Annotated in this window: 27 protein-coding genes; 13 read left to right on the top strand and 14 right to left on the bottom strand. The window is 51.4% G+C overall.

Features of this window, described 5'->3' with window-relative positions; genetic code table 11:
• Window position 1: 1 nt before the first annotated feature.
• Together MA03_RS03685 and MA03_RS03680 are read left to right on the top strand one after the other, a co-directional pair.
• Window positions 2–2,941 (top strand): protein NO VEIN domain-containing protein, encoded by a 2,940-nt coding sequence (locus MA03_RS03685; protein ID WP_052883985.1) that lies wholly within the window; start codon window positions 2–4, stop codon window positions 2,939–2,941.
• Window positions 2,934–4,172, top strand: coding sequence for an MBL fold metallo-hydrolase (locus MA03_RS03680; protein ID WP_191118741.1), 1,239 nt, complete (start codon window positions 2,934–2,936; stop codon window positions 4,170–4,172). The genes MA03_RS03685 and MA03_RS03680 overlap by 8 nt, the downstream gene beginning before the upstream one ends.
• Window positions 4,173–4,309: 137 nt before the next feature.
• On the opposite strand, the gene MA03_RS03675 is transcribed toward MA03_RS03680, so the two are convergent.
• The 5 genes from MA03_RS03675 to MA03_RS08620 all read right to left on the bottom strand — a co-directional run bounded on the left by MA03_RS03675 (window position 4,310) and on the right by MA03_RS08620 (window position 7,055).
• Entirely contained in the window at window positions 4,310–5,521 is a 1,212-nt protein-coding gene (locus tag MA03_RS03675) for a radical SAM/SPASM domain-containing protein (RefSeq protein ID WP_191118740.1), read from the bottom strand.
• Window positions 5,518–6,372 carry a prenyltransferase gene (locus MA03_RS03670; protein WP_191118739.1) on the bottom strand — a complete coding sequence of 285 codons (855 nt, stop codon included), beginning with the start codon at window positions 6,370–6,372 and terminating at the stop codon, window positions 5,518–5,520. Before MA03_RS03670 ends, MA03_RS03675 begins: the two co-directional genes overlap by 4 nt.
• Window positions 6,373–6,470: 98 nt before the next feature.
• Window positions 6,471–6,674 carry a hypothetical protein gene (locus tag MA03_RS08630; protein WP_191118738.1) on the bottom strand — a complete coding sequence of 68 codons (204 nt, stop codon included), beginning with the start codon at window positions 6,672–6,674 and terminating at the stop codon, window positions 6,471–6,473.
• Between the two features lie 13 nt (window positions 6,675–6,687).
• On the bottom strand, window positions 6,688–6,840 hold the full coding sequence (locus MA03_RS08625; RefSeq protein ID WP_191118737.1) for a hypothetical protein: 153 nt from the start codon (window positions 6,838–6,840) through the stop codon (window positions 6,688–6,690).
• 41 nt (window positions 6,841–6,881) lie between these two features.
• Window positions 6,882–7,055 carry a hypothetical protein gene (locus MA03_RS08620; protein ID WP_191118736.1) on the bottom strand — a complete coding sequence of 58 codons (174 nt, stop codon included), beginning with the start codon at window positions 7,053–7,055 and terminating at the stop codon, window positions 6,882–6,884.
• A gap of 121 nt (window positions 7,056–7,176) precedes the next feature.
• On the opposite strand from MA03_RS08620, the gene MA03_RS08615 reads away from it, so the two are divergent.
• Entirely contained in the window at window positions 7,177–7,368 is a 192-nt protein-coding gene (locus MA03_RS08615; RefSeq protein WP_191118735.1) for a hypothetical protein, read from the top strand.
• A 306-nt stretch (window positions 7,369–7,674) separates the two neighbouring features.
• Here the strand turns inward: MA03_RS08615 and MA03_RS03665 are convergent, their stop codons facing one another.
• The 5 genes from MA03_RS03665 to MA03_RS03645 all read right to left on the bottom strand — a co-directional run bounded on the left by MA03_RS03665 (window position 7,675) and on the right by MA03_RS03645 (window position 11,655).
• The gene (locus MA03_RS03665) at window positions 7,675–7,911 is read right to left on the bottom strand and encodes an AbrB/MazE/SpoVT family DNA-binding domain-containing protein (protein ID WP_052883981.1); all 237 of its coding nucleotides are present in this window, start codon (window positions 7,909–7,911) and stop codon (window positions 7,675–7,677) included.
• Window positions 7,912–8,268: 357 nt separating this feature from the next.
• Entirely contained in the window at window positions 8,269–8,718 is a 450-nt protein-coding gene (locus MA03_RS03660; protein WP_052883980.1) for an LEA type 2 family protein, read from the bottom strand.
• A gap of 245 nt (window positions 8,719–8,963) precedes the next feature.
• Complete coding sequence (locus MA03_RS03655) at window positions 8,964–9,749, bottom strand: PD-(D/E)XK nuclease family protein (protein ID WP_052883979.1); 786 nt, start codon at window positions 9,747–9,749, stop codon at window positions 8,964–8,966.
• Between the two features lie 94 nt (window positions 9,750–9,843).
• Window positions 9,844–10,497 (bottom strand): HD domain-containing protein, encoded by a 654-nt coding sequence (locus tag MA03_RS03650; RefSeq protein WP_052883978.1) that lies wholly within the window; start codon window positions 10,495–10,497, stop codon window positions 9,844–9,846.
• A gap of 60 nt (window positions 10,498–10,557) precedes the next feature.
• Window positions 10,558–11,655, bottom strand: a complete 1,098-nt coding sequence (locus MA03_RS03645) for an inositol-3-phosphate synthase (RefSeq protein ID WP_052883977.1) — start codon at window positions 11,653–11,655, stop codon at window positions 10,558–10,560.
• A gap of 77 nt (window positions 11,656–11,732) precedes the next feature.
• Between MA03_RS03645 and MA03_RS03640 the strand changes: the two genes are divergently transcribed.
• The 3 genes from MA03_RS03640 to MA03_RS03630 all read left to right on the top strand — a co-directional run bounded on the left by MA03_RS03640 (window position 11,733) and on the right by MA03_RS03630 (window position 14,434).
• The gene (locus tag MA03_RS03640; protein WP_191118734.1) at window positions 11,733–12,062 is read left to right on the top strand and encodes a helix-turn-helix domain-containing protein; all 330 of its coding nucleotides are present in this window, start codon (window positions 11,733–11,735) and stop codon (window positions 12,060–12,062) included.
• Window positions 12,063–12,152: 90 nt separating this feature from the next.
• Window positions 12,153–12,956 (top strand): hypothetical protein, encoded by an 804-nt coding sequence (locus tag MA03_RS03635; RefSeq protein ID WP_052883975.1) that lies wholly within the window; start codon window positions 12,153–12,155, stop codon window positions 12,954–12,956.
• Between the two features lie 101 nt (window positions 12,957–13,057).
• Complete coding sequence (locus tag MA03_RS03630; RefSeq protein WP_191118733.1) at window positions 13,058–14,434, top strand: alpha-glucosidase/alpha-galactosidase; 1,377 nt, start codon at window positions 13,058–13,060, stop codon at window positions 14,432–14,434.
• 74 nt (window positions 14,435–14,508) lie between these two features.
• On the opposite strand, the gene MA03_RS03625 is transcribed toward MA03_RS03630, so the two are convergent.
• A complete protein-coding gene (locus MA03_RS03625; RefSeq protein ID WP_052883973.1) occupies window positions 14,509–15,450 on the bottom strand; it encodes a S1C family serine protease in 942 nt (313 codons plus the stop codon).
• Between the two features lie 112 nt (window positions 15,451–15,562).
• On the opposite strand from MA03_RS03625, the gene rbcL reads away from it, so the two are divergent.
• Window positions 15,563–16,894, top strand: a complete 1,332-nt coding sequence (rbcL, locus tag MA03_RS03620) for a type III ribulose-bisphosphate carboxylase (protein WP_052883972.1) — start codon at window positions 15,563–15,565, stop codon at window positions 16,892–16,894.
• Between the two features lie 5 nt (window positions 16,895–16,899).
• Window positions 16,900–17,847, top strand: coding sequence for a DHHA1 domain-containing protein (locus MA03_RS03615; RefSeq protein ID WP_052883971.1), 948 nt, complete (start codon window positions 16,900–16,902; stop codon window positions 17,845–17,847).
• On the opposite strand, the gene MA03_RS03610 is transcribed toward MA03_RS03615, so the two are convergent.
• A complete protein-coding gene (locus tag MA03_RS03610; RefSeq protein WP_191118731.1) occupies window positions 17,844–18,134 on the bottom strand; it encodes a heavy-metal-associated domain-containing protein in 291 nt (96 codons plus the stop codon). The genes MA03_RS03615 and MA03_RS03610 overlap by 4 nt on opposite strands.
• Window positions 18,135–18,216: 82 nt before the next feature.
• Here MA03_RS03610 and MA03_RS03605 point away from each other — a divergent pair, with 82 nt between their 5' ends.
• The 4 genes from MA03_RS03605 to MA03_RS03590 all read left to right on the top strand — a co-directional run bounded on the left by MA03_RS03605 (window position 18,217) and on the right by MA03_RS03590 (window position 22,337).
• Window positions 18,217–19,623: a CehA/McbA family metallohydrolase gene (locus MA03_RS03605; RefSeq protein WP_052883969.1), complete on the top strand. Its 1,407-nt coding sequence runs from the start codon at window positions 18,217–18,219 to the stop codon at window positions 19,621–19,623.
• Between the two features lie 25 nt (window positions 19,624–19,648).
• A complete protein-coding gene (locus MA03_RS03600) occupies window positions 19,649–20,947 on the top strand; it encodes an MFS transporter (RefSeq protein WP_052883968.1) in 1,299 nt (432 codons plus the stop codon).
• Window positions 20,948–21,045: 98 nt separating this feature from the next.
• The gene (locus MA03_RS03595; protein WP_191118776.1) at window positions 21,046–21,777 is read left to right on the top strand and encodes a ZIP family metal transporter; all 732 of its coding nucleotides are present in this window, start codon (window positions 21,046–21,048) and stop codon (window positions 21,775–21,777) included.
• Between the two features lie 47 nt (window positions 21,778–21,824).
• Window positions 21,825–22,337 carry a hypothetical protein gene (locus MA03_RS03590; RefSeq protein WP_052883966.1) on the top strand — a complete coding sequence of 171 codons (513 nt, stop codon included), beginning with the start codon at window positions 21,825–21,827 and terminating at the stop codon, window positions 22,335–22,337.
• Between the two features lie 123 nt (window positions 22,338–22,460).
• On the opposite strand, the gene MA03_RS03585 is transcribed toward MA03_RS03590, so the two are convergent.
• The gene (locus tag MA03_RS03585) at window positions 22,461–22,715 is read right to left on the bottom strand and encodes a transcriptional regulator (RefSeq protein WP_052883965.1); all 255 of its coding nucleotides are present in this window, start codon (window positions 22,713–22,715) and stop codon (window positions 22,461–22,463) included.
• A gap of 186 nt (window positions 22,716–22,901) precedes the next feature.
• Here MA03_RS03585 and MA03_RS03580 point away from each other — a divergent pair, with 186 nt between their 5' ends.
• Window positions 22,902–23,870 (top strand): 2-hydroxyacid dehydrogenase, encoded by a 969-nt coding sequence (locus MA03_RS03580; RefSeq protein WP_052883964.1) that lies wholly within the window; start codon window positions 22,902–22,904, stop codon window positions 23,868–23,870.
• A gap of 62 nt (window positions 23,871–23,932) precedes the next feature.
• Here the strand turns inward: MA03_RS03580 and MA03_RS03575 are convergent, their stop codons facing one another.
• On the bottom strand, window positions 23,933–24,337 hold the full coding sequence (locus tag MA03_RS03575; protein ID WP_052883963.1) for a thioesterase family protein: 405 nt from the start codon (window positions 24,335–24,337) through the stop codon (window positions 23,933–23,935).
• Between the last annotated feature and the right edge of the window lie 81 nt (window positions 24,338–24,418).

Here is a 24,418-nt window from a genome sequence, read left to right as displayed (position 1 = left end):
GATGGCTGTAGATCTGGTCAGGGAGGTTTTCAGGGTTTACTCGCATTATAACCCTGTATTCTTCTCGGCACTGGTTAAGGCGAATCCTCCGGTAACGCCGTATCTTCATCAGGCGGAGTTTCTCGCCAGGGTTTTATTCCGGCAGCCGCTGAGGGTGTTTGTAGCCGACGAGATAGGTCTAGGTAAGACGATTACTGCTATCCTGGCAATGGAAAGGCTCATGGAGCTCGGATACGCTGAAAGGGTTCTTGTTCTTGTTCCAAGAGTGCTTGTTAGGCAGTGGATCCTAGAGCTTGAGAGGTTTAATTTAATACCTAGGAGGATCGAGAGGTCTAACTTCAGGGGTCTTAATGAGGGGAGCTTCTCTAGAGGAGTTTATGTCGCATCCCTCGACCTAGTTAAGAGGTCAAGGTATCGGGATGAAGTACAGAGGGTGAATTGGGATCTCGTTATAGTCGACGAGGCGCATAGGCTCAGCTTACCCTCTACTGGTCGTGAGACGCTTAGGTTAAGGTTTGTATCCAGTATATCGTCAGACGTTAAGAGGAATATGCTTTTTCTATCTGCGACGCCCCATAGAGGGGATCCGAGGGACTACTTGAATAGGCTCCGTCTCCTAGATCCTTACCTTGTAAAAGACTTTAAGGCCCTAGATAGACCAGAGTTCCATGCGAGTGCCCGCAACGTATTGATCTTTAGGCGGACGAAGATTGACGTCAACAATGTGTATGAGGGGAGGGAGGTTTTTCCCCCGTGTAAGGTTGTGGCTGTCGTTGTGCAGGCCACAGGGGACGAGGTCGAGTTTCACTCGAGGCTTATCAAGTTCCTCAGGACAAAGATACTTGACTATCACAAGCTTACAGGAACCGATCAGAGGGCCTTGGGCCTACTGAACGCCTTGATATTCAAGAGGGCTTCATCTAGCCCTTATGCCGCGATTAGCACTATGGAGAAGATCCTAGCGAAGAGGGCGGCCTTAATCAATTTGGGGCGTCACGACTTCCTCCGGCCTGGAAAACTTAACATGAAGCAGTTGAGACTGGCTAGGGCAGTCTTGGGTCTGGGTTTTGAGGAGCTTGAGAGTGATACTGACCCCGACAAGATAGTGGAGGATTTCGCGGAGTCTTGTTCAGCATACTTTTCCGAGAATGATGTCAAAGAGATGAAATCGCTGGTAAACCTTGCGAAGAATATTCTAGAGAATGACAGTAGGCTTAGTGCCGTGATTGACCTTGTAGAGCAGCACGTGGGTTCAGGAGAGAAGGTTATAGTGTTCACTGAGTTCCGTGACACCGCAATGCATGTTTCAAGGATCTTAGCTAAAAGATTAGGACAGGAGAAAGTCGGGCTTCTTACGGGTGACGACGCTCGGAAGGAGGACAGACTATCAAACGTGAAAAAATGGCTTGAGAAGCCCGGTGGGAGGGTCTTGGTTGCAACGGATGTCGCCTCTGAGGGCCTAAACCTCCAGGTAGCCAACATCCTCATTAACTACGAGCCACCCTGGTCTCCCGTTAAGTTAGAGCAGAGAATCGGCAGAGTGTGGAGGCTAGGTCAGAGGAGAGAGGTGAAAGTGTACACTGTTTTTCTTGCAGTGGATAGTGACATGGACGTTTTGAAAGTTTTGTACAGCAAGCTCATAGCGATGGGGAGAGCTTTAGGCAAGCTTGACAAGCCCCCCGTAGGGGAAGAGGCGCTTGTGATAGATCTTGAGCAGCGCGCACAGCTTCCCCCACCAGTGGTTAGGCGTGGTCAACGGGTTTCAAGGGTTACCGAGTATCGTCTCAGGAGCGAGTACCTAAAGGGTGGTGAAAAGGCTTTAGAGAGGCTTGTCGAGCAGATCTACAATACTATAGTTCAGCTCCAAGAGGATCTCAAGAAGGTTGGAGGCTTAGAGAGGCCAGACAGGGATCTAATAGCAGAATTTATGTATAAGGGCACGGGCTTTGCCACTGTGCAAGAGGCGAAGGAAGCCGCAGGAGATCTTATAAGGTCTCTCTCGCGACTTAGACCCGACCTTGTCCACGAGTATGGAGGCGATTATGCTGTTAAATCGATTGGCGGGACTCCAATCCCATTATCCGAGACGTGGAGGGCATTGTCCGCTCTCATGAGGGCTCTGGGGGAAGTCTCCCTGCAAAAGCCGGTTTTTCTCGTTGCAAAAGGGGAGGCGGAGCGCGAAATACGGGTTTACGAGTTATCGTTTAAGGATGTAGAGGGGAGGGTTGTTTACAGTGAACCAGTTGCTGTTGATGATGCTGGGTCTGTGATCAGGGGTGCTGAGCTGTTAAAACTCCTGTCTTTGACATTGCGTGAACTTGTCTTGGAGGCCCAGGAATTCCAATCATCAGAACATAGCGATGATGTGAAATTAAGGAGAACGGCTCGAGACGTCCTTGAGACCCTTCTAAGCGACTACAGGAGGTATCGGGAAAGCCTCGTCAAAAGGGGGCTAAGGGTGGGTAAGGATACTGATCCCTTCAATAAGTATACTCTGGGTGACCCTAGGCTTATCGGTGTGATACGATTCACTAGCCCCGGCGCTCTCGCCGTTGAAGCGGAGATGAGTATGGAGGAGCGCAGGCAGGTCGAGCAGGAGGCGATGAGGGTGGCGATGGAGTACGAGAGGAACCGGGGGCGGGAGCCTGTGGACGTGAGCCAGCACGAGCACTACGACATCTACAGCAGGGACCCGGGGACTGGCGAGGAGCGGTTCATAGAGGTGAAGGGTCACAAGGGCCCCTCGCTTCTCGCGGAGCTGACGGAGGAGGAGTATAGGATGGCCGAGTCGCAGAGAGAGAAGTACTGGCTTTACATCGTGACAAACATTGGAAGCGGGAGGCCCCAGCTAGTGGCGATCCAGGATCCCCTCTCGAAGATGCGTGTACAGCAGAAAGGCGTTATAAAATACCTTCTGCTCCCGGGTGAAGCTAGTGGTTGAGGTAGAGGTTTTACAGGGTCAAAGGGAGATAGGTGGGAATTGCGTCAAGATACGCGACGGGGACAAGAAGCTGTTGTTCGACCAGGGCCTGCGTTTCTCCCTCTTTAAAAAGTTCTACGGGGCACGCCTGAGGCCTTCAGGCCCCATGGAGTTTAGGGAGATTGGGGTGCTTCCACCCTACGGTGAACTGGAGGATGTTGATGCACTCTACGTGACACACTACCATCTGGATCACCTTGGCCTCCTGGGCGACCTCCCCTCAGGCCTCGAGGTCAGGGTTCCCTCACGCTTAGGGCTTACATTGCTGGAAGAGTGGTATAGAGACTCCCCGGACTGGTTAGCCTATATTCCTCCAAGATATGATCTACAAGTCCATGAGGCAGAGCCACTTGTACATGACGTGAACGATGTTATTGCTCTCCCGATCAGCCACAGCGCGTACCCGGCCTCATCCTACCTTTACCTCGGGAGTGATGAGACAGTCCTGTACACAGGGGACTTTCGCTTTGAGTCTTTCTCACGTGTGGGAGAGGAAGGCCGTGGCTTCTTCGAGTTCTTTGAACGGGAAAGCGACATGCGTGTCGATAAACTGATAATTGAAGGAACGAATATAGGTAAGCCTGTAACTCCACTGGGCAAGGATGAGCTTATAAACATATTGCGGAGAGTGTTTTCGCTAAACGCTCCACTTCTAATTGCTCTTCATAGGCTTGAACTAGATCTCCTAGCGTTCATCCTAGATGAGGTAAAGGCTTTTGGGAGGCACGCTATTCTAGCTTCATCAAAGCTTTTAGATGTCTTAGAGGCATGGGCTCCCGGGCTAGGCATCCCCATGGATAACGTTTCCAGGCCTCTCAGCCTAGCCGATAAGGTGTCAAGGATTCACCTCATAAGCCCTGATGAGATTCGGGATCTCTCAAAGTTCGTAGTGATAGCTGATCTCCTCGATCTTGTCGACTTCGCGAGGGCCATTCCAAGCGAGTTGAGTCTGAAGGGCGGCTTTGCACTGCTTATGCTTTCTGAGCACGAGTCGGAGGAAGCGACAGAGGAGGCTGCGGCGCTCAGGTGGCTTGGCAGGCTGGGCGTCCAGACGTATAGGTTAAGGGTCTCAGGCCATTATTACCCGCATGAGCTGGTGAAGCTGTTTAAGCTGGTCAAACCTAGAGAGGTGATCCCGGTTCATACGGAGGCTCCCGAGCTCCTCATTGATTTATGGAAGTCTTTAAAGTAGTCCCCCGATGTCTCTCAATATGCTGGGAATTCAGGATTATAATGGAGTTTTATTCATTTAGAAGATAGTTATACTACAATATAACAATGATATATTCTAATATAAGATGAATATCTTACCTTATAGCTTCGTTATAATTATTTTGCTCTCGTTTGTTCCTGTACTGACCTGTTTGATACGAGCGGGCACAATGGGTCGGGTGCCGTTAGTCTTCCTGTGGATATGTATGCTCTTGCTCTGCAGCCCCCGCATATGTCTCGGTATGGGCAGGACCGGCATGGTTCTTCCAGGTTTTCGCGGTTTTTGATCTGGTTGAATAGTTGTCCGTGCCATATGGCGGCCGCGGGCTTCTCCAGCAGGTTGCCGGCTTTTAGTGGTAGGAACGCGCATGGCCATACGTCACCGTTGGGTTTTATGTAGAACATTCCTCGCGCGGCTATGCAGCCTGAGACCCATTTCTTGGCTATTTGTGGGTTGAGTTTCGCCTTGTCGGCTAGGAGTGCGTAGTACCAGGGCATTGCTACGGGTATTATGAGGCTCTGGACTTCTTCCTGTGTCTTAGCTGCTGTTAATGCTAGGGTGTAGAATTGTCTTGGCGTCAGGGAGAGCCACTTGTTTTCGGTGCCTCGGCCTGAGGAGACGAACGTGTAAAGGAATACGACGTGTGCTCCCAGCTTGTCTGAGAGCTTGAGTAGTTGGGGGATTTCGTCGAGGTTGAGCTTGTTGGCTGTTATGTTTATCTGGACGTAGAGTCCTTGTTTTTTGAGGTTTATTATCCCCTTGACGGCTTTCCTCCAGGCGCCCGGGACGCCCCTGATCTTGTCGTGGATTTCGGGCCTGGTGGAGTCGAGGCTTACCGCGGCTCCCAGGACGTCGAGCTTGGCCATCCTCGCGGCTGTCTCCTCGTCTATGAGGGTGGCGTTCGTCGCGTAGACTACCCCGAAGCCTAGCTGCCTCGCGTAATGGGTGAGCTCCCAGATGTCTTTCCTGAGTAATGGTTCTCCGCCCGTGAACACGAGGGTTCTGAATTCCCTTACTGTGGTTAAGCTTTCGATGACCTTCATGGCCTGCGGGGTGTCGAGCTCGCCGGGGCTCCGCCTGCCGGCCGCGGCGTGACAGTGCGCGCACCTGAGGTTGCACATCGTTGTAACCTCGTAGACTGGGTGTGGCGGGTAGCCGAAGCAGCCTATCCCTGTGGCGCCGTTGGCCGTCTCGACTAGGGGCTTCGCGTCCCTTATCCAGCGGGCGTTGAGTCTCCAGCCGGTCGCCTTTGCCACCGTGGCCGCTGAGAGGAGCTGCTTCGCCAGGAGGGTTGGGGGCACGTACCAGGGTAGCACGTGGCGTGTCATCTCAGTGCAACCCCTACGGCGCTAAGCAGGCTGAAGAGGATTGTGTGCCTGGCTACAAGGGGGTCGGCGTCTGTGGGTGGCGGCTCACGGAGTACCTTTAGGGCGCCGGCAAGCATGGGGGCCGAGAGGAGGGGGAGGAGCAGGGTGGGGCCGAGCGATAGGGATAGGGCTGACTGGATGATGTAGGCGGCGGCTATGTAGAGGAGGAACAGGGCTCGGGAGGCTTTCTTGCCGATTATCGTCTCGAGCGTCTTGACGCCCGCCGCACGGTCGGTGTCTATGTCCCGGATGTTGTTGGCCATGAGCACCGCTATCGTGAGGAGGATGGGCGGGAGTGAGACTAGGAGGGGTTGGAGGGATAGCTCGCCGCAGGCCATGTAGTAGACGCCTGGAGAGCTTGTGAGCCACCAGCCGAGGAGAAGGTTGAGGTGCCCCAATCCGCGGTACTTCAGCTTAAAGGGCGGGCCTGTATACGCGTAGGCGAGTAGGACGCCAAGGGAGGCGAAGAGGGGCGTGTAGGGTCTCCCGAGGAATGATGCTGCGAGCGACATTGTAATGGCTCCAGCCGCGAGGGCTAACCATTGGGCCGCGTGTCTTCTCAGCGAGACACCCTCGACGAGTGGGTGCTTCCTGTAGGTGGCTGTGCCGACCCCGGGCCTGTCTACACCGTAGACGTAGTCGTAGTAGTCGTTGACCATGTGGGAGAAGATCTCAATAATGGAGCCGCCGAGGAGACCGTATATCGCCCAAAGGGGGTTGAATCCGGGATGGGGGGCGGCTAGGGCTAGGACTGGGAGGCTGTAGATGATGTACATTATCACGGCCCAAATCCTGATCGCGTCTAGCAGCATACTGGTGTCGTTATGGTTAAGGAGCCCTCTCATTATATCTCTTGTGGATAAGCCTCTCACGGGTCAAGCCCTAAGGGATGCATCCTTCTGGGTAGTATCTATGGTTGCCTCCAGAGGATCGGGGTCGCGTCTAATAGGATGAAGAGGGCAACGCGAATTGCTGCTCTTGAGAGGGTATCCGGTACGGGTTTGTTTTGAAGTATTTTAGGTGTGGGCGGGAGTAGGGGTGCGGCGCGAGTGTTAGTGCTAGTGCTGGCTGTGTAGTGTAGCTGACGGCGTTTTCTCTCCAAGGATTGCTTCAAGCGTCGATCCCTCCTAGCCTGGATTGTGGCAGATGTCTCTGAGGTGCTTGCCCATGAGAGCGGCTGTTGAAAGGAGGACGGGTGGCAGCGAGACGGCTATCGGGGCGAGACTTAGCTGGCGGAGGCCTAAACAGTACTGAAGCCAGGGGTCACACTCCAGAAGCATGCATGGCCACCAAGGAGAAATAAAGACTTACGCTCCATTCCCTACAACTTAGGTATCTCTACCAGGCGGGCTAAGTGATGAATACATTCCTTAGCTGCTTCCCAGCCCCGTCGTGTAGACGACAGCCTAAACTGGGTTATGGTGGACGCAATAAATCGTGACACACCGGCACCTTCTTGTTTGAGCGGCACAGCGACAATGAGAGCCTTGCTCACCGCTCAACACGCCTGCCATCAAGCTGAGTAGGTTCACCGTCCGACTGGTGGTTAGCCACTTTTTAATTCTCCTTCTTTCCAGCGCTACCCACGTACCAGCGGCAGACACGGTAGAGCTCGCGTGCCCCCTAAAACTGCTATTCGGGCTGAGAGCCTGGTCAAGCCTGCTTCACACGGTTCCAAGCCCCAGCAGCTCCTCCTCGACGCTAACCAGGCTCATACTAGCCTCCTAGACATGTACTGTTTAGCCTCCGCAAAACTGCATGCTGTGTCTCGGAGCCACAAGCGCGAGGATCCTCCTAGTATTGTTTAAGGGGGGCTAGCGAAGGCTCAGGTACACGTCAGGGAAGGCTAGGGCGTTCCCAAGCACGCCTACCCTCTGCCTTCGCAGCCATCTAACTGCTCCTCCTTGCGGTTCTCGCATACTTGGATGCCAAGCAATGGTGAAGCTGAAAAGCCACCACAGCCGGGGGGTTTGTCTCCCCGCTACACCGCCCCTAATCAAAAACTGATTGTGATACAGAAAAGAGAAGGGTCCTTAGAGGAGTTGCTGGCTGGCTTTTCTGACGGCTTCGAGGCCCTCGGCGACGACTTTGTACCCGGCGGAGAAGCGCCTTGATCATATTGAAGTTTCCCTTAGCGCCTCTTGTTCCGCTACTTTTCTCAGCTCCCTACTAAACGTCAGGTCTCCTAGAAGCCTCTCCAGGATTTCTTCGGGATCGCTGGCCCTCTTAATTAGGAGTCCATCCTTCTCGGGCACAAGGAGCACTTCCTCGCCCTCCCTGAGGTTAAGTATTTCTCTCAGCCTCTTTGGGATTGTGACTCTCCCCTTACCATCAATTCTAACTCTTTCCACAAAGGCTGTTAGTGGGACCTACCTTATAATTTTATCCAACCAAGATTTAATGGCATGGACGTGAGCAAAGATAATCGAAGCCTCTGCCACTTTCTCGACTACACGTCGAGTGATACCTCAAGTCCATCTCCGCCGCCTCCATGGGCTTAAGAGTGGAATCTGGACAGATAGCTCCTAGTGTTGTCGCTGCTGCAATGTAAGGGGTATATCTTCGAAACGCATGGTGAAGTTAACTCCTCGAGTACTCTTGAGACTTTCTCAGAGGATGCTCCGGCCACGTGGAAGCCCCTTACGATGAAGGGCTTTATCTCCAACCACTTTTAAACGTTGATCAACTGCCTTAGCCCAGTAGCGACTCTAGGGCTTAACGGTCTTTGTTTTGGAGAACTTTACCTGGACGGGGAAGAAGAGGACTTTAATTGTTGCTGTCCCGTTAACGGTTATGTCGATCTTGCCCTGGGTTAAAAGGCTCATGAGGGCTTTCCCGAGCTTAGCGTAGTACAGGGTTAGTGTAGAGCTTTGACGTGTGGTTCCAGGCGGTATTTCTAGGTTTGTAATGGTGCCGTTCCCGACCTTCACGCCCTCAATGTAGACGTCATAATTGACGACTTCCGCAGTGTATTTGTGGTTTGAGGGGTTGTTGAAAGCCAGTGTGAGGTTAACGTTGGCGGCTTGAAGCCCAACGCTCACGACGCTTATTTTCTCCACGTCAACGCTTATACGCTCAGCCGACGAGACGAGGTCGTTCAAGTACAATGCGGAGGCTATGAGTACCACTGCTATTATGGTTATTGCCTTCCATGCCACATGTAATCGAGTATGGTACCTGAATAAAAAATGTCTTGCATTGAAGCAGACATGGCTGGTGAGTGAATCCCGGTTGGCCGGCACAAATTGTGGATTTTTCGGACTTGTAGGGTTGTTGAAGGGGCCTTCTCCTCACTGGGGAGGCGTTGGGTCACACCTAGGATTGTACACTAATAATACATTGATAAATAGATTAAAACGAGAAAACCGTAATGAACGAGTCCCTCGCTTGAGGGCGTCTATGCCTATGTTCTCGTGTAGATCTCTACTCCGAGATTTTTCGCGGCCTCCAGAGCCTTATCCGTTGGGAAAGGCGTCACCATGACAAGTCTAGGCTTTACACCGGTCTTTTTCTCGTAAAGTTTTCCAATTCTCCATAGCTTAAACACGTCGCTCTCTGACGCGCTGGACTTTACCTCTATCAGGATGTGCACTTTATCCTTGATGAGCACGTCTACCTCCACTTCAGCCTTGTAGCCGAGGACTACCCCCTCCTCATCGAGGACTCTCCACTTTTCCACCTTGCCAGCGCCAAGTATCTCCTCAACTATATTCTTCATAGCCTCCCTGAAAGTCTCCTCGCTTTCAACTCCCCACCTAGCCCCCATGGCTATGAGACGCCTCTCGAATGAGTCGAGCCTCTTGCTGAAAAGCTCGAACTGCCTGTTGAAGTCCTCCCGAAGCTTGTTGTGGTCTTCCCGCAGCTTTTTTAACTCTGCCTCAATAGCTTCGAACCTCTTATAAGCCTCCTCCCATCTCCTGTTGTTTTCCTCCCATCTTTTGTTGTTTTCTTCCCACCTGCGATTATTTTCTTCCCACCGCTTATTGTTTTCTTCCCACCTCTTGTCATTTTCCCTCCACCTCATCTCCTCAAGCTCGAGGTGGCGCTGGAAGTCCGCTCTAAGCATTCTTAGCTCGTTAAGGATTGTGTCGAGCCCTAGTAAGCCTGCTACAGCGTACCTAAACTCTTCATCCTCTCTCAAGGTTCTTAGAATTTTCTTTTTCTCCTCCTCTGAAAGCACGCCTACCATACAATAATGTATTATAATGATATTTAAAAGCCGAACGCACTAAAAGCAAGATCCAGGGCTGCTTGTTTAACGAATAGTTTCTCGCAAGAACACCTTATAGTTCTCCACGCCACTCCTTCATGAATCTCTCAAGGAATAGGAGCATGAACCTATGCCTCTCCTCTGCTATTTTCTTAGCGGGCTCGGTGTTCAGGGTGTCCTTTATCTTCAAAAGCTTCTCGTAGAAGTGGTTTATAACGGTTTCAGAGCGGCCGTCATAGTTGTTCTTCGGCGGCTTTGCTGGATCATAGAAGGGCGTGTTGGACCAACCGCCCCTCGCGAAGGCCCTGGCTATGCCTATAGCCCCTATCATGTCGAGCCTGTCAGCGTCCTGTAATATCTGGGCCTCGATTAGGTCTGGCTTTACACCGTTCCTGAACCTGTGGGAGGCGATGCTGTAGGCAACCTTCTCGATCTTCTCCTCCTCGAAGCCAGCCTCGCGGAGAATCTCTCTGGCGAGCTCAGCGCCTTTAGCTGCATGGTCATCTATAACACCCTCGTCCTCCATCGACCTCGCTATGTCGTGTAGTATCACAGCAGCTCTCAGAACGTCTAGGTCGACCGGCTCTCCGATCTCGCGTGCTATCCTGAGGGCTAAATTATAGACGCGTTCAACGTGGGAGATATCGTGGTGTGAGTGCCTATAGTAGCCTATGGCTTTCTCGATGACTTTCTTAAACCTCTCATCGCTCAGTGCATCATCAAACATTTTGTCTCGAAGATCACTTGTTTTATACGTATATAGTTGTATCTTGTATCAGTGTGGGATCTAGGCCTGTGCTGCCCCGTACCTTGCTATAAACTCTTCCAGCATTCTCTTAGCCTCGTAAGGCGACGAGACAGGTCTCGGCGGGTGTTTAAAGTAGTATGCACTGGCCTCGTGTATGGGCCCGGATAGTCCGTTGTCAAGTGCCAGCTTCGCCAGCCTTATAGCGTCTACCATTGAAGCGGCAAACATGCTCTTATCGTCTACCTTGAGCTTGACGTCGAGCTCCACGGGTAATCCGAGGAATGATGTCGCCTTGATGTATATGTAGGCCACCTTGGTATTCCCTAGGAATGGTACCCAGTCGCTTGGACCAATCCTTATTCTCTGTGACCGGATAATCTCCTCTGCGTTGAAAAGCGTGTATGCGACAGCGCTAGTCTTGCTCTCCCTCTTGCTCCGGAGCCTTTCTTCCTCCTTCATGTTGAGGAAGTCCGTATTACCCCCTATGTTCAGCTGGTAGGTCTCCTCTACGAGAAGGCCTCTCTCACGCATCAAAGCTGTGAGAGCTGAGTGGAGAATCGTGGCCCCAAACTGTCCTTTCACGTCGTCTCCAAGTAGAGGTAGCCCGGCTCGCCTGTACTTCTCCTGCCATTCACCCGTAGGGTCACTTGCTATGAAGACAGGGATGCCGTTTATGAAGGCCGCGCCAGCTCTGAGCGTAGCCTCGGCATAGAAGCGTGTAGCAAGCTCAGAGCCCACCGGCAGCATATTCACTACGACCTCGACCCCAGCGTCTCTCATGGCCTTAACAATTTCGTCCATTGAGACGTCTCGCGAGTGCGGCGCGAAGAAAGGCCTCATGTGCTCTGCAACTCCATCAAGGACAGGCCCCGCTGTGACCTTTACTCCCGTCTCTATATCTTCCACCAACCGGGGGAAGAGGTTGGAGCCCTCGAATATTGCCTGGCCAAGATCTTTACCTATCTTCCTTGTATCCACGTCGGCAGCGAAAACAAAGTCAATGTCCTGTACCCTGTAGCCTCCTATCTCTTCGAAAAGGATACCCCTTAAAGGCCTTTTCTTCGCGAGGAAAACGCTTTGAACTATGGCTGAGGCACAGTTCCCTATCCCTACAAGTCCCACCCTTATCTTTCCCATACGAATCACGTATGAATTTTTTTATACAGAAAACCTTCTAGAAGAGTTATTAATAAGCTTTTGGCTTTTCTCTGATCGTGGCTTCAGAAGTGTCTTTGAAGGCTTTCAAGAGGCTTAAGAGGAAGCTTGAAAACGAGGTTCTATGGATATATGTGGCTAATATCCTGCTACACGAAGATGGATTGAGTGTTACAGAATTAAAGAAGAGACTTAAGGAAAAGTTCTCCATAAAGGTTAACACTGTTTACCTTTACACTGTTCTATACAGGATGGAGAGAGAAGGGCTAGTCAGGCGTAAGACAAGCGAGGAGGGTAAGAGCATGTATTGCCTAGAGGAGGTAGGTAAGCAAACGTACTTGAAGGGCCTGGAATACCTGAATAGGATAGTAAAGCTTCTCGCTGAGTGACCCTCTAAAGCTTCTAAATATGTTTTCCTATAGGCGTGTTCGGCGTCAGCGTTTTATTAGTTGATATCAAAATTGAATCGGGGTTGAGTTATGCAGGTTCTCCAGGCCGACGACTACAGGTATGGATTGAATCTTCTCAAAAAATATTCTGAGATAAGCATCATATCTTATGTTCTAGAAGTGATATCTTCGATCTTTTTAGCTCCATATACTATGTTGCTTTACTCCCTGACCGCGTACGCGACCTCCCAGCATATTCTCGAAGAGATTATGGCTTCTCTGCAAAGATATCTAGTATTGTCGGTTATCGGGGGCGTTTTAGCCCTCGTCGGATTTGTTCTAGGGCTTATCGCTATCCTCTTCTACCTTATACCCTCAGCGGGTAGGCTGGCCAAGTGGAGCAGCACCCTTTCAACTCCCTCAAAGCTTCTGAAGTATGGTTACTATGCCGGCTTCATTTTTGGAGCGATCTCTGCTACGCTAATCATCCTAGCTGTTATAACCTCCAACGGGACGACGCCTTTGCCAGGGATGATTGTGAAGCATCCTAGTGCACGAGAGGGATACCAGGGATTGCTGGTAATTATCATACTCGGGCTAGTAGCAACGCTACTCGTGATGGGTTTAGGGATGCTGCTCGGATGGGTGGGGATGATAATGTTCCTCTTAGAACTGGGCTCGCTGACGAAGGAGGGTCTCTTCAAGGCCGTTGCGATATTAGATGTTTTATCATCGGGTCTTTCCTTTGTTAATATACGTGTTCGTCCCCCATATGCTAATCCCGTTGCTATAATCTTATTTTTGCTGCTGTTCCCCGCTATTAGACTTACAACGCTCCTGTTGTTGAGAAAAGCAACCCTCAAGGTGCTGAGCGTCGAGGCTGTTCAGCCTTGATAATGAGACGGTGTAGAGTTAACGTTCCGCCTCTTAAAGACGCCTCTTAAAGACTAGTTCTTAATAAGAAAAAGTTATTTCTTAATACAATTTATGAAGTTGTGACAAAAGTCAAGATCGCCGTTATAGGCGCGGGAAGCATAGCTTGGAGTTCAACCGTGGTCCACGATCTTCTCCATACCCCCACCCTCCTAGGGAGCGAAGTCTACCTTATGGACATAGACGAGACCCGTCTTAAGAGAGTAGGCGCATTCGCAAGGAAATACTCCTCAGAGCTTGGCGTAGACTACAAGTTCCATCTGACTACTAACAGGAAGGAGGCAATCAAGGACGCTGACTTCGTCGTAAACACGGCCATGTATGGTGGGCACGGATACTACGAGGCGATGCGGGAGATCTCCGAGAAGCACGGCTACTACCGGGGTGTGAACAGCACGGAGTGGAACATGGTCTCGGACTACCACACCATATGGGGCTACTACCAATTCAAGCTGGCACTAGACATAGCAAGGGACGTCGAACAGTACGCCCCCGGAGCATGGCTCCTGCAACTGGCTAACCCCGTCTTCGAGCTCACTACGCTGATATCACGAGAGGTGAAGGTCAACGTCATTGGGCTGTGTCACGGGCACCTCGCCTATAAGGAGATAGCCGGCATACTTGGCTTTAAACCGGAGGACGTGGAGGCAGAGATGATAGGCTTCAACCACGTCATATGGTTGACAAAGTTTACCTCCAAGGGGAGGAACCTCTATCCACTCCTGGACGAGTGGATCGAGAAAAAAGCCCAAGAATACTGGAGGAAGTGGAGGCTCAGCCAACGCAACCCCTTCGACATACACTTGAGCCCAGCCGCAGTCGACATGTACAAGCGTTACGGCTTATTCCCAATCGGCGACACGGTTAGAGGTGGAACATGGGCGTATCACTGGGACCTAAAGACCAAGCAGTATTGGTTCGGTCCCACGGGAGGCCCTGACAGCGAGATAGGCTGGATGCTATACCTTGCCCACCACGAGTGGTACTCGAGCTACCTTGAGAGGCTAGCCGAGGATCCACGCATGCCTATAGCTCCCTTCTTCCCAGCCTCGAGGACAGATGAGTCCCTCATCCCAATCATAAGCTCTATAGCGAACGACGAGCCTGCGACCTATCAGGTCAATGTCCCCAACGATGGGGCGATTGACGGCATACCCAACGATGTCGCGGTCGAGATCCCCGCAGAGGTATCCGCGAAAGGAGTTAGGAGGCCTCAAGGGTTAAGGGTTCCCGGGAAGATCCTCAAGTCTGTTCTCTGGCCGCGCATGCTAAGAATGGAAATGACCCTGACAGCCTTCCTTGAGGGCGGGAGGCAGATCCTCATAGACTGGCTCATGCTGGATCCCAGAACGAAGTCCGAGAAGCAGGCCGAAGAGGTGTGGGATGCAATCCTCGCTATGCCTGGAAACGAGGAAATGGCAAAACACTATAGGGGCTGAAAAATCCTAGCGTACAAGTGGAGGCTCCAACTAAACAGGAGATAGGATTTTTGTTTTTCCTAGTTTAATCAGGATTATTGGGTTGAAATTCCTTCCACGCGGACATTTATAATCCTGTATACGCCGTGTCGTAGGATTTTAAGCTCTACAACTCCTCCTATGCCTATCTCTCGCAGAACCCGGGCGAGATGAGCAACACCCTCGAGCTTCTTCCCGTTGGCCTCGATTATCAGATCCCCGGCCCTTATTCCTGCACGGTGTGCTGGAGCACCGGGTACTACTCGGACTATCAAGACTCCTCCAGGTTCGGGGAGATTGAGCTGCCTGGCAACCATTTGTGTGACGTCGATTCCGAATATGCCGATCCAGGGCCTCACAATTCTACCATACTGTCTCACCTGCTCGAGGGCCCATTTGACCTCGTTGACGGGAATCGCGAAGCCGATTCCTTGGGCAAAGGGTATCATCGCTGTCGTTATCCCGATAACCTCTTCATCGAGGTTTACAAGCGGGCCACCGCTGTTCCCGGGGTTTATCGCGGCATCTGTCTGAATCATATTCTCGTAAACCTTCCCTTCTACCCGAAGAGTTCTCTTGAGGCCGCTGATGACGCCAAAGGTTAGCGAGGGTCCGCCGAGTATCTGGCCGAATGGATTTCCAATGGCTAGGACTATCTGGCCTATTTTCACGTTGTCACTGTCGCCGAGCTTCGCCGGCTTAAAGTCTCCTCCCTCGGCTTTCAGGAAAGCTATGTCCCATTGAGGGTCCTCCGCAACTATCTCTGCTGGGAAGGTATCGCCATGCGGGTCGGTAACTACTATTTTCTCAAAACCCTCGACTACGTGTGAGTTAGTGGCTATGAGCCCGTCGGAGTCCACTACGACTCCCGACCCGAAACCCGTGATGGGGGCTTGGGTAAATATGAGGTCTATGACGCGTAGAGTAGACACGCCTACGACGCTCTCAATGATCTTGTTGTAAACCTCTATTATTTTTTCCTGGATCTCGTGCGTCATGTGCTAGATATGTTGATCCAGATAAATATGGTCTTTGCTTCAAGGTGTTTTGCCTCAACTATAACCAAAGGGTATTTATTCGCCCTTTCCGTAAAGATATATTTGATATCAGATGCCGGAAGAATTTGAGCCTTATCCTGAATTCGTGAAGTGGGGGTACACTCCAGACCCAAAGAACGAGGTTATAGTTACTTTCCGTCTAACCCCGAGCGAGGGCTTTACCGTTGACGACGCAGCTGGCGGTGTGGCTGCAGAGAGCAGCGTCGGGACCTGGACGACTCTCTACCAGTGGTACGACCAGTCTAGACTAGACCGTTTGAAGGGTAAGGCCTATGAGTACAAGGATCTAGGGGATGGCTCATACCTTGTGAGGATAGCTTACCCTGTCGAGCTTTTTGAAGAGGCGAACATGCCCGCCTTTCTAGCGTCTGTTGCCGGGAATATTTTCGGCATGAGGCGAGTGAAGGGCCTAAGAGTTGAGGACATATATCTCCCGCCCGTTTTCCTAAAGGGGTTCAAGGGGCCCTCAAAGGGGATAAATGGGATAAGGGAAGTCATGAGGATTAGCAAGAGGCCGATTATCGGAACCGTTCCTAAACCCAAGGTCGGGTATTCGCCCGACGAGGTGGAGAAGCTTGCATACGATCTGCTTATAGGGGGTATGGACTACGTCAAGGATGACGAGAACATCGCTAGCCCCAGCTTCTGTAGGTTTGAGGAGAGGGCCAAGGCTATCATGAAGTCCATTGACAGGGCTGAAAAGGAGACGGGTGAAAGGAAGGCTTGGTTTGCAAACATCACGGCTGACGTCAGAGAGATGGAGCGGAGACTGAAGCTGGTAGCAGACTACGGGAACCCGTATATAATGGTGGACGTGGTTATAACGGGGTGGTCGGCGCTCACATATATCCGGGACCTGGCAGAGGAGTATGGCCTCGCTATCCACGGCCACAGGGCGATGCATGCAGCTTTCACGAGGAACCCCTACCACGGCATCTCCATGTTCACCCTCGCCAAGCTCTACAGGATTATAGGTATAGACCAGCTACACGTCGGAACCCCCGAGGTCGGGAAGCTGGAGGCGAAGACGGTGGACGTTGTTAGGAATGCAAGGGTTCTAAGAGATCCCGTTTACACGCCCGACAGTGACGACGTCTTCCACCTTGAGCAGCCCCTAAACGAGTTCAAGCCCTCCTTCCCCGTATCGAGTGGAGGACTACACCCCGGCACGCTCCCAGAAGTCATAAGGAGTATGGGTTTGGATCTAGTCATACAGGTTGGGGGAGGCGTCGTCGGGCACCCAGATGGACCGAGAGCTGGCGCTGCAGCTGCTAGACAAGCCGTCGAGGCAGCGATTGAGGGCACAGACCTCGCAGAGTACGCGAAGACCCATAGAGAGCTCGCGCGAGCTATCGAGAAGTGGGGGTTCGTGAAGCCGGCCTAGGGGAAATGTCGGATTTTCTCATACTAGCTCACGGAGACACTGACGGCGTCACCTCGGCTGCTATTGCACGCTCCGTCGTACATGGTCGAGTTGTTTTTACGCACCCCGTAGGCATCCTGGGTGACCTGGACGAGTTCAGGGGGGAGGCTGAAAGCGTCATAATACTTGACATATCCCTTGACGAGAGACTGTGGAGAGAACTAGCCTTAAGGCTCCACGAATTTAAAGAAGCCATTTATATAGACCATCATCCGCCGCCCGAAGGCGCACTCGACCTGCTAAGGGCCTCAGGCGTCAAGGTCTTCCATGAGGAGGGCCCCTGCACGGCAGAGCTAGCTTACAGGTTCTTCAATCCTCCCAGCGAGATGAGTAGGGTTGCACTCTACGGGGCCATAGGCGACTATGCCATAACGACCCCGTTCTTCAAGGAGAAAATCAGGGACTGGGACATCAGATCCCTTTTCCTCGAGGCCGGTACTCTGACGCTAGGCCTCGAAGCCATAAGGAGGGATCACGAAAAGAAGAGGCTTGTTGTAGAAGAACTTGCATTGAACAAATTGCCATCCCAGTTGGACTTCCTGGTTGAGGCTGCCCGAAAACAAGCCCGCATACTCGAAGAGGCTCGTGAGAGGCTACCCGAGATTGTCCAGAGCCTTGAAAACATCGCCTACGTTATCGACCCGGGAGCCAGCCTCGGAGTCACAGCTTTTTATGCCGCGGTGTTAAGAGGGAAGAAGGTTGGAGTTGCCGTTGAGGTTAGAGGAAACTGGGCAATCATGAGTCTCAGGGCTCGCGATGAAAGGGTAGACTTGAACAAGGCTCTCAGGATTCTTGCACCCAAGTATGGTGGGCACGGGGGCGGGCACGCGGCTGCAGCAGGTGCTAGGATACCGCTTGACGATTTAAAACAGTTTCTAGAAGATTTAGATAAAGCCCTGAGATTGACCGTTTAGCTTCCGGGCAGTGATAAAACGAGCCTATCGCTTCTCCTAATCCTTTCCAATCCCTCTTGGATGCTCGAGACTTCCTCTATCCCCTCTATTTTGATGCTGTAGTACTCGGCGGCACCACTATCCAGTATCAGCCTCTGGACGTTATCGTTATCGCCCAAAATGAGGTAAACCCTACTCCCTAACACGTGTACGGCCTGCACGCTAGGAATCCTCAGGAAGTGCTCTTTGACTGGGGCAACACAGCTGGCGCATCCTATCCCCGAGACACGTAGCGTTACCAGCTTCATAGGGGCACCGAGACCTAAAGCCACCTTTGATTTAAAAGGCTAATGTAATAGTAAATATATGGTTTTAGGGTAGTAAAAGGTGATGTCGGGAAAAAGCGGGATTTTGGCAGACTATGAGTTCACCGGTGACGCTGGTCCCGAGAAGCGTCTCGGCTTCCTTTATCTCCTCTTCACCGTTCCTGAGAAAGCGTGCACGATAGAGGTTGAGTACGAGTATCAGGGAAAAGGTCCTGGAGAGACCACGGTGGACATCGGCTTGTTCCAGCCGGGCACCGTGGACCTCATCACAGGGATGAAGAACCTAAGAGGGTGGAGCGGGTCCAATAAGAAGTCTTTCACCGTTTCAAGAGAGGCGGCTACGCCGAGCTATCTCCCCGGGGATATCCCTCCAGGAGAATGGAAAGTCATACTAGGCTTATACAAGATCCCAGACCAAGGTTTAAGGTACAGGGTCAAGGTAAGGGTCTACGAGGGCTGCCTGAAAACTTCAAGCCAAAGCCTTCCTGAAACAAGTGAATTAGTACAGGGAGACAGTCCTAGAGGCTGGGTTAAAGGCGATCTACACATGCACTCCGTCCACAGTGACGGTGACTCGACGCTTGACCAGATAGCAGAAGTTGCGGGCTCGCTAGGCCTTGACTTCGTCTCCGTGACCGATCACAACGTTGTTTCCCATATAGCAGAGCTCGGCTTTCGTAGCAGGTTCTTGGGGAAAGTCTTCTTCTTGAGGGGTGTAGAGCTTACAACATATAGAGGTCACATGAACGTTTACGGGGTCTCGGAGATTCCAGAGTTCCGGATACGATTGGATGAGGAACTCAAGGAGGTTGTAGCCTATCTCAGGAGCCGTGGCGCCTTCTTATCAATAAATCATCCTAAGCCCCTGGGTCCCGATTGGGAGTTCGGGAATCTCTCTTTCGCGGACAGCTTAGAGGTCTTCCACTCAGTCTGGGAGTTTAACAATTATGTCTCGCTCCGCAAGTGGGATCAGCTCCTGAATAATGGTTTTAGGATAGGCTTGGTCGGTGGGAGCGATGCCCACGAGATGAGGGGTAAGACGAGTATTCTACTACCTGGTACTCCCACCACGTGGGTTTACGTGGACAAGCTCAGCGAGGAGGGGCTCCTCGACGGTTTAAGGAAGCAGAGGGTATTCGTATCAGAGTCTCCTTCAGGCCCCCGCATCACTTTGGAGGCTTACGCTGATGGGAAGCACTACCCTCTAGGTGGGATTGTTAATTCAAAGGAAGTAAAGCTACGTCTACGAGCTGAGGGTGGGAGAGGCCAGAGCTACAGGGTAATAAGCGGCGGAGAAGTCGTCGCAAGCGGAGTGTTGGACAGTGATGTATTCGAGAAGGTTTTCCAGATCCACCTCTCCTCGCCTTATGTCAGGGCCGAGCTGGTGAGGGAGGCCCAGGCCATCGACGACCCATACCATATGGAGAACATAATATCCGCTTTAACAGCTCCTATTTACCTAAAGGTATAAATTAATATACCTCAGTATTCTTCATGTGCTCACAAAGCTCCAGAAGTTTTCATACGGTATTGCCAGGCTAGGCTCCACAACCCTCTTAAGTGCTTTCAGTTTCGCGGGATTCTACGTCTACTGGGATGTTTTCAAGCTCGACCCCGCACTGAGCGGTGTAGTCAACGCCATCGGTAAAATCGCAATCCTTGTGAACTCTATAGTGATGGGTTACCTTAGCGACATAACCAGGACGAGGCTCGGGAAAAGGAAGCCCTTCATCATCACAGGAGCCCCGATGCTGGCCTTGTCAGCCCTCCTATACTTTACTCCATTCTACTTTATATCCATCGACGACAAGACGGCGCTCTTCTATTGGGGTGCCTTCTGGAACGCGGCCTTCAACTTCTTCTACGGCTACCTGCTTACACCCTTCCAGGCCTGGATGCCCGAGATAACTGAGCCTGGCGAGAGAATAACCATAACAACTCTGCAAAACATTTCTAATATGCTGGGCAATACTGTGGGTGTAGTTTTCAGCTTCCTTGTCCCTACACTCTACAAGGGGGGTCTACTCTTACCGGTCATGGCGGCTTTCGCAGTGCTCGAGATAGCCCTCTATATGCCCAGCGTATTCCTCATCCCGGTTGAGCAGAAGACAGCTCTAACACCCAAGATAACTAGAGATATACTTGACATTTTTAGATTCAAGGAGTATATAGGATGGGAAACTGTCCGTATGCTGATGTCGGCCGCAGAGACAATGGTCGTAGCCCTCATAGTTAAATACGTGAGTGCCGTGATTGGACTAGGCCAAAACCTAGCTTCAGTGGTTTTCGGTATTGTTATGGTCGTATTTGTAATGGGTGCGTTTCCGTTCTGGGCCCGCCTCGCCCGAAGGATGGGTAAGGGCCAAGCTCTGACGAGGGCAGCTATAATTTTAATGGCAGGGCTTCTCATGGCACCCCTACCAGCCCTCGTAACGAGTGAGGCCATCAGGATAACCATGGGAATGCTCGCCATCATCCTAGGCGCTATAGGGATTTCAGCCTATGAGCTCTTCCCTTACGCGGTTATGGCGGATCTCGTCCACTTGAACGAGATTAAGACGGGCTTGAACAGGGCAGGTCTTTTCACGGGTTTTGAGGGTATACCAATCAATATCTCTCAATCCCTAACGTATCTCTTCATAGGATACCTGGCATCTCTCCCACCATTCGATGGATACGAGTACACGACAGGTCTTGTGGTCTGGGGCCCTATAGCTGCTGTCTTCACGGCGCTTGCCGTAATGGTGCTGAGGAGGGTTAATATAGACCCCTTTAAACAGGAAGTGGTCAGTTAAGGGTCTTATAGAAACATTTTTCTTTAAAAGGGGGTTTTGGACGCGTGGTTGATTGGCTTGTATCGCTTTTCGAGAGCATTATCGGAGGAAACTTGATAATGGGAAGCCTGCTAGCCGGCCTGTTCGTGGCTTTCACTACAAGTCTAGGCTCTCTAGGGGTATTTTTCTTTCGCGGGAAAGACCTAGACATGTCTCTCTCCCTTGCCTTTGCAGCTGGCGTCATGCTGGTCGCAAGCTTTACCAGCCTAATATTGCCGGCGATAAGTCTCTCCGGGTTTCCAACCGTGGCACTGGGAATTGCTCTTGGCGTAATAGCGATCCACCTAACCGACCGACTGGTCCCTCACGAGCACCTGGTTAAAGGCTATGAGGGGCCTCCAGCTGGGAAAAAGATCCTAAAGAAGGCCTGGCTCATAGCTCTGGCCGTGATAATACACAACCTGCCCGAGGGGCTGGCTGTCGGCACGTCGATCGCTTACTCTATCCCTGTGGGTCTAGCTACGGCGATTGCTATAGGCTTGCAAGACATCCCTGAGGGTTTGGCTGTAGCCTTACCAGTTTCTGCCTCCAGGGGGAAGCGATACGGCTTCTTAATTGGAGTTTTAAGTGGAGTTAGCGAAACAATAACAGCGCTTTTGGGAACTCTCATGTTTACAGCGGCAAGCTGGCTTCTACCAGTCGGGCTAAGCTTTGCGGGGGGCGCGATGATATACGTTACTTTAAAGGAAGCGATACCCGAGATATACCGTGAGGAGGAACCCCCTCTAAAGATCACGCTGGGCTTCCTAGCAGGCTTTTACCTCATGCTCTTCCTAGACTCTGTCTTGTAATACTGCTAGCGTAAAGCTTTATCAAACTCCAAGTCTCTGATAACCTTATGCAGGAGGATTACTCTGTGATATTACGTAAGCCCAGGGTTGAGAAGGAACTGGAGGACTTCGAGGAGTGGTTTAAAAGATATGGCGAGTACATTCTTACCTACGAAGAGTCGAAGCTCGTGGTAAGGGTTGCCTGGGTCGCAAGGATTATGCTTGACGAGGGTTACGCAGCCTTTCCGGGCCACGAGAAAGAGGTAAAGACATTCGTGGCAAACTTCTTGTCACAGAGGCTAGCCTCTCTAGGAGTAGATACGCTGCTTGTCTCTAAGGGAGAGCTGCACGGTACACGGGATGACGTCGTGGAAGTCGTAACGCGTATCTTTCCCAATGTTCAGCAGATGGAAAGGCCCTCGCTTCCCAGGATAATAAAGGAGGATGAGTTCTCGCGTAGGGGGGCACAAGAGTTCCACAGGGTTCAAATAGCCTATGAATTTTCCCGTATAAGGCCTCTCATAGCGCTGGCGACAACCATACTTTTGGCTTCTCTGATGATTATACTTTTGTCGCACTAGGCAAGAAAAGCCTCACGCATACCTGGCACAGCTCTGGCTTTATTCTCTTGTTAACCCTAGCGTGAAGCCTACAAAACTTTTTCTCTGAGGCGAGTTTCAGAGTCTCTTGCCACAACCTGTACTCTACATCGTATGGCCCAATACTCGTGCCTTCAATTTCATCAGCAATGCTTTTGACGTATTAAAAACATCTTCTGGAATATCTCCAGCTCTCGACCCTCTGCTACCGTTTAGATACCGCGATACAAGGCTCCTGGAGACTCCAAGGATCTCTGCTATTTCACCTATTTTAAAACCCCTATTGTAAAGCTCCACAGCTAACGCGCGCCTCATAGCTGGCCCCACGTACTTGTCGAAGAGGCCAAACACTGTTGACATGTCAAAGCACCACTATCTTCTTCTCAAGGATCTCCCTTGAGTTCATTAAGATTTCAGTGAAGTCCTCCACGATCTCCTTATTTATGGTTGACATATGTCACAACATATTCTATGTATTAACCCCCCCTCTAACGAGAACACTCAAGAATCGAAAAGCTCTTAACAGTCCTTCGAGGCAACTAACCAATGTCGAAGGTAAGGGTGCACGTAGCACTCAGGTTGAGCGAATGGGAGAAGAGCATAGTGGAAAGTGGACTCCGTAATCTTGCGGATGTTGTTTTCCCTAAAGGAGACGTCTTCGAGGACATTGAGAAGGCTGAGGTTGCAATAGCCTTCAGGATTCCCAAAGAGGTCGCCCTTAAAGCAGAGAAGCTAAGGTTCATTCAGGTTCCAGCAGCAGGAGCCGACGGTATTGATCTAGAATTGTTCGCCCGGCAAGGTGTAATCGTGGCATCAAGCAAGGGCTGTAATGCCCGTGCAGTCGCGGAACACGCGTTCGCCCTCCTCCTAGCTCTGGCTAAAAGGGTTGTTGAGCAGGACGCGGAGATGAAGAAGGGTGGTTGGAGGAGTCACACCGAAGAGAACTTCCTCTACGATATCGAGGGCTCTACACTCGCGATTATAGGCTATGGAGAGATTGGCCGCGAGGTTGCAAAGCTGGGAAGGGCTTTCGGGATGAGGGTTCTGGCTGTGAAAAAGACCCCTGTCAAAGACCCGTACACCGACCTGGTCGTGGGGCCCTCTGAAACACTTAGCATACTAGCTCAGGCTGACTTCGTTGTCGTTGCTCTACCACTTACACAGGAGACAGTGGGCTTTATAGGCGAGAGGGAGCTGCGAGCTATGAAGAAGACGTCATTCCTAATAAACGTTGCCCGGGGCCATGTCGTGAATGAGGAAGCATTATACAAGGCTCTCACGGAGGGCTGGATATCGGGAGCCGGAATAGACGTGTGGTGGCGCTACCCGCCTGAGGAAGGATGGCCCTCCAAGCTCGGCATACACAAGTTGCCCAATGTTATTGCTACAACTCACAAGGCTGGATGGACCCGTAGGGCTAGGGAATCATGCTTACGATTTGCGGTTGAGAACGTGGCACGATTTATTAGGGGTGAAAAACCGCTGAACGTTATTAATCCAGAGAAAGGCTACTAGCAGTTTATGAATGATTAATATGGTTCTCCTCCAAAGCGCAAAATACCGTGGCCAGGTTGGTATCATCCGCCAGCACTGCTACTCATCATTGTTTTTATCATATTGGCGAAGCCCTCCTTGTCTATCACCGCTCTCTCGTGCAGGGCATATCCTATAAGCAGTTTTCCGCTCCAGACTTCAACCCAGAATCTGACACGCTTCTCATCCGCGTAGAGAACACTCGCCTTAACCTCCAGCTCTGATCCCACTAAGGCAGGCTTCACGTGTGATACGTCTACACGAACACCCACGGTGGTCTTGTTAGGGGGTAGCCGCTCATCCCAGAAGATCCTGCATGTCTCCTCGATGAAGCCTACCATTACGGGGGTTGCTAGCACTCTTATGCCCTCGGTTTCCAAGTGTCTTGCGGCATGCTCAGGTCTAACTGTGTATCGTCTTGTAAAAGAATTAGTATTGTTGCCCGACACAAGAAGGTAAAAATGCTCTCATAATTAAATATTCCGAGTGGTCATTTTCACCTTATTCTGCGGAAACAATATATCCATCAA

This window comes from Thermofilum uzonense, assembly GCF_000993805.1.
GTDB lineage: Archaea > Thermoproteota > Thermoprotei > Thermofilales > Thermofilaceae > Thermofilum > Thermofilum uzonense.
The sequence above is the reverse complement of the archived record's forward strand: the minus strand, read 5'-3'. Positions and strand labels throughout refer to the sequence as shown.